Genomic DNA, 5,067 nt, shown 5'->3' with positions numbered 1-5,067 from the left:
AGCGCACCGCGACGCCGACGGCGCGGGCCGTGGCAGCGGCGGCGCGGCGGTGCGTCGGCGGGGGCATGCGCTGTTCGGCCATCGGGGCGTCGGTGCGGGACGGCCCATAGTGTGCGGGATCGCGGCCGCCAGCGGGTGATGGCGGCGTCAGCGGCGGCCGCCCGCGCCGCTGCCGGCCCCTCCCTGTAGGAGCGGCGCAAGCCGCGACCGCGCCAATGCGGCGGCGGCGCAAGCCTCGCGATCGCGACGTTCGCGTCGGCGTCGCAGCCCTATCACGGCCAGAATCCACCGCGGCAACGAAGACGGCGCCGTCGCCACGTTCAAATGGGGCGTGCGGTCGCGGTGTTCGCCGTTGCTATACGCGGCATCGCAGTCGCGTCGCGGCGTGGGGTTGCGCGGTCGCGGCTTGCGCCGCTCCTACAGAAAGCCCAGAAAGCCGTCGGCGTCGCGCAAAAAAACGGGGCCGGCAAGCCGGCCCCGTGCGGTCGCGCGTGCCACCTCGCGGCGGCGCGGCTCACTTCTTTTTCTTCGGGTTCAGCGGTTCCATCGCGCGGAAGCGGCGGCTGTACTCGTCGGTCAGGTCGCGCGATTCCTGCGGATTGCGCACCAGGGTCGGGGTCAGCAGGATGATGGTTTCGCGCCGCTCGGTCGCCGTGCCCTGGTTGCCGAACAAACCGCCCAGGACCGGAATCCGGCTCAGTCCCGGCAGGCCCTTGGAGTTGCGGTCGGTCTTGTCGTTGATCAGGCCCGCCAGCAGCACCGTCTCGCCGCTCTGCACCGCCGCCTCGGTCTTGAGCTTCTTGGTGTCGATGGTGACGTTGTTGCTGGTGCCCACGCGCGCGCCGGCCGAGCTGACTTCCTGGACGATGTCGAGGAACACCATGCCGTCGCGGCTCACCCGCGGCCGCACCTTGAGGATCACGCCGGTGTCGAGGTACTGCACCTGGCTGTAGGTGTTGTTGTTGCCGATGCCGGTGTTCACCGACACCGACTCGATCGGGATGCGCGTGCCGACGTTGAGCGTGGCCTCGGCGTTGTTGCGCACGAACACCGACGGCGTCTGCAGGATGTGCACGTCGGTGACCTCGTCGAGCGCGCTGATCACCGCCGCGGCGTCGTTCTTGATCAGCGACCAGACCAGGCCGTTGCCGCCCTTGCCGCCGACGCTGGCGCCGATGGTGCTCCACTTGGACGGCACCGCCGGATTGGTGGCGCGGTTGAGGTTGGGGAATCCGTTGTCGGTCGCGGCCTGCTCCAGGAACCACTGCACGCCGTACTTCATGCCGCTGGTGAGGGTGACCTCGGCCACCTGCGCTTCGATGTGCACCTGCATCGGCATCACGTCGAGCTTGTCGATGACGTTGCGGATCGACTTCCACGCCTGCGGCGTGGAGCGCACCAGGATCGAGTTGGTTTCCTCGACCGCGGCCACGCCGACCTTGGCGCCGTCGACCTCCAGCGTCACCGCGCCGTTGCCGGCCTGGCGCTGGCCGAGCGAGGCGCCGCCGCCGAGGCCGCCGCCGCTGCCGGACGAACCCAGGCCGCTGTCGCTGCTGCTCTTGCCGATATCGGCGGTGGAGGTGCCGCTGCCGTTGTCGCGCACTTCGGTGGATTCCAGCCCCGGCATCAGCGAGGGCGAACTTTCGCCGCCACCGCCGCCGCTGCGCCCGCCGCCGAACACTTCCGACAGCCGGTCGGCCAGATCCTTGGCCTTGATGTACTTGAGTTCCTGCGTGTACAGCTGCACGCCGTCGCCGGCGCTGTCGATGCGTTCGAGCCAGTCCTTGATGTCGTCCAGGTACTCGGCCTGCGGGGTGATCACCATGACCGCGTTGGCGCCCTCGATCGGCATGAAGCGGAACATGCCCGACACCGGCGACTTGCTCTGTTCGCCGAACACTTTCTCCAGGTCGGCCACGACCTTGCTGGCCTTGCCCGACTGCAGCGGGAACACGCCCACCGACATGCCCGACAGCCAGTCGACGTCGAACACCTCGATCGTGCGCAGGTAGTGCTCGAGCTCGGCGCGGGTGCCGCCGACGGTGATGACGTTGCGCGCGTTGTCGACGTTGACGATCGCGTTGGGGCGCGCGTAAGGCTTGAGGATCTTCTCCATCTCGGTGGCCGAGACGTACTTCAGCGGCACCGTGCGCACTTCGAAGCCGCGCGCGGTCTCGGCGCCGCCGGTGCGCGCGGAGACGTTGCCGGGCAGGGCCTGGTCGGCCGGCACGATGTTGTAGCGGCCGCCGCTGTAGATCAGCCGCGCGTTGTTCCAGCTCAACACCATCTCGAGCAGGTTCATCGCCTCCGAGGCGTTGACCTGCTTGGGCGTGGACAAGGTGACCGTGCCCTGCACGCCCGGCGCGATCACGTAGTTCTGCCCGAGCATCTCGCCGAGGATCGCCTTGACCACCGCGTGCAGCGATTCGCCTTCGAAGTTGAACGAGGCGGTGCCGGTGGTGCCCGGCAGGCCCGGCGGCGGCCTGGACGCGGCGCTGCGGTTGATGACCTGGCCGGTGCCGCGGCGGATCTGCGCCGTGGGCCCTTCTTCCTCGGTCTTGGTCGGCAGCGGCTCTTGCTCGACGCCGTTGTGCACCATGCGCACGCCGGCCTTCTCCTCGCTCGCGCCCTTCATCGCCCGCGGATCGCCGTCGCGCTTGAGCTTCGGAGAAATCACGCTGGCGCACGAGGCCAGCTGGGTGGCGATGATCGCCGCGGCCAGGGCGTGGGTGGCGAATTGCTGAGTTCGTTGCTTCATGCGTTCCACTCTGCGTGCCAGTCTCAAGGCGAGTTGGCCGGGGGTTGGGCGGCTTGCTGCTGCCGCAATTGCGCGCGTCGCGCTTCGATGCGCTTACGGATGGCTTCCATCTGGGCTTGCTCGGTCAGCGGTGCGGCGGTGGCGTCGGCGCCCTGCGGCGCGGGCGTGGGTTGCGGCGGCGGCGGCACGTTCGCCTGCGGCTGCGGCTGCGGCACCGGCCGGTTCGGCGCGGGCATCGGCACCGGCATCGGCCGGCCGCCCGGTTGCGGCTGCGGTTGCGGGCCGGCGACCGCGGTCGGCGGCTGGCCGCCCTGGCCGTTGAACACGCGCAGGTCCAGTTCGCGCCGGCCCTCGGGGCCTTCGAACACCGCCCGGCGCGGCTCCAGCGAGCTCAGGCGCCAGGACGGATGCGACTCGGGCACCTCGCCGAGCTTGACCGGCACCGACTCGCTGCCGTCGGCCGGCTGCAGGATCGCCATCGACAGTTGCGGGGTGATCAGCACGCTGGTCAGCAGGTAGTCGAACGCGGCCTGCTGGTTCTCGCCCTCGCCCTTGCCCTGCATGAAGAACGGCTTGGGCCGGCGGTCGTCGACGAACAACGGGCGCGCGGCGATCTCGCCGTACTGGCTCAGCGGGCCGAGCGCGTCGGGCGGGCTCTTGCGCGCCTGCGGCAGCGGCTTGACCAGGGTCGGGTCGGGCGGCAGGGCGTCGACGTGGCGGCCCATGCCGGCCAGCGCCAGCACCCAGGTCAGCAGCGCCCAGCCGGCCGCGGTGGCCAGCAACCAGGTCCGCGGGCTGGCATCGTCAAGGCGCATCGGCACCTCCGCCGGCGTTGGCGTTGCCGCCGCGCGGGTTGGCCGCGGCCGGCGCGGCGGGGTTGGGACGCAGGTAGCCGTACAGGTCGAAGCTCACGTCCAGGCCGCCGTCGTTGGCCGGGCCGGCGCTGCCGGGCACGAAGTAGCCGCGCGTGGACAGCAGGTTGAGGTTGCCGACGAACAGGCGCGGCGAACCGCTTTCCAGCGAATGCAGCACCGCCGCGGTCTCCGGCGCGCCGCAGCGCAGGCGCACCTGCACCACCACGCGCGCGTAGCGGTCGCCGCGGCGCGGTTCGGCCAGCGGCGAGCGGTTGACGATGCCGCAGCTGCGGTTGCCCGGGCTGGCTTGCAGCACCACGGTTTCCAGGCGCTGGACCAGGCCGGCGGTGGCCAGCTCGGCGGTGGCCTCGGACAGGAAGCCGGGACGGCTGGACTGCTGCTCGCGCACGCGCTGCAGCAGGTTGCGCACCTGCGGCGCCTGCTGCAGTTCCATGCGCTGGCGCAGTTCGCGCTCCTGCAATCCGTGCAGGGTGTCGTCGGCCTCCAGCATCGGCACCGTCCACCACGGGTGGATCAGCACCGCGTAGGCGATGCCGAGCGCGGCGACCAGCAGGCCCAGGGCCAGCCAGCGTTCGCGGTCGGCGCCGAGCTGGCGCAGGCGGTTGCCGGTCGCGTTAAGGGCCACGTGCGCCCTCCGCGTTCTGGGTCTTGGGCGGGCCGATCTCGGCGGTCAGGGTGAAGCGGTCGCGGCCGGTGGCCGGGTCGGGCTGGACCGCGCCGGTCAACGCCGGCGAGCGCCACAGCGGCGTGCCCTGCAGCTTGCCGATCAGCGAGGACGCCTCGCGGCTCAGGCCGATCATCAGCAGGCTCTCGTCCTCGATCGCCAGCTTTTCCAGGTAAGTGCTGTCGGGCATGCGCCGGCTCAGTTCGTCGATGATCTGCACGGTGCTCGGGCGCGCGGCGCGGGTGCGGTCGAGGAAGGCCTGGCCTTCGATCAGGTCGACCAGTTCCTGGCGCTGGGTCGCGGCCTGGCGCGCGGCGTTGGCGTTGCGGGCGATGGTCTGCTGCAGGTCCTTGATCGCGGCGCGGCGGTTGTCGAGCACCTGCCACATCGCCGCGGCCAGGGCCAGCAGCGCGACTGCGGCCAGGGCCAGGTTCCAGTAGCGGAAGGGGTCGCTGCGGGTGCGCCGCTGCGCCGGCGGCAGCAGGTTGACGCCGAGCGGTACGCCGTCGGCGCCGGCCACTTCGATGCCGGCCAGGGTCGCGGCCAGCGGGCCGATCGCCTGCAGCTGCGGGTCCAGCGACTGGCGCGGCACCGCGACCAGTTCGGCGTCGATCTGGCCGTCGCCGTCGCGGCGCGACAGCACGCGCGCGTCGAAGGCGACCGCGTCGGCGGTGAACGGGGTCTGGCGGTCGATCTCGAAGCCGACCACGTCGCGCAGGCGGTCGGCGGCGGCGGCCGGCAGGGCCAGGCGCCGGCGCAGGCTCGCCGCC

General features: G+C 71.5%; 4 protein-coding genes. All 4 read right to left on the bottom strand.

All coding sequences use genetic code 11. The features are described 5' to 3' along the window. Window positions 1–514 precede the first annotated feature (514 nt). Window positions 515–2,758, bottom strand: a complete 2,244-nt coding sequence (gene gspD / locus A7A76_RS06920) for a type II secretion system secretin GspD (RefSeq protein ID WP_206410500.1) — start codon at window positions 2,756–2,758, stop codon at window positions 515–517. 23 nt (window positions 2,759–2,781) lie between these two features. Continuing rightward, window positions 2,782–3,573 (bottom strand): general secretion pathway protein GspN, encoded by a 792-nt coding sequence (locus tag A7A76_RS06915; protein ID WP_206410499.1) that lies wholly within the window; start codon window positions 3,571–3,573, stop codon window positions 2,782–2,784. Then, window positions 3,563–4,258, bottom strand: coding sequence for a type II secretion system protein GspM (gene gspM, locus A7A76_RS06910; protein ID WP_343225296.1), 696 nt, complete (start codon window positions 4,256–4,258; stop codon window positions 3,563–3,565). The genes A7A76_RS06915 and gspM overlap by 11 nt, the downstream gene beginning before the upstream one ends. After that, window positions 4,248–5,067: PilN domain-containing protein (locus A7A76_RS06905; protein WP_206410498.1), on the bottom strand; the 820-nt coding region annotated here is incomplete at its 5' end. The genes gspM and A7A76_RS06905, both read right to left, overlap by 11 nt.

The sequence above is a fragment of the Lysobacter enzymogenes genome (genome assembly GCF_017168095.1).
GTDB classification, from domain to species: domain Bacteria; phylum Pseudomonadota; class Gammaproteobacteria; order Xanthomonadales; family Xanthomonadaceae; genus Lysobacter; species Lysobacter enzymogenes_D.
This window is presented reverse-complemented; position numbering and strand designations above follow the sequence as displayed.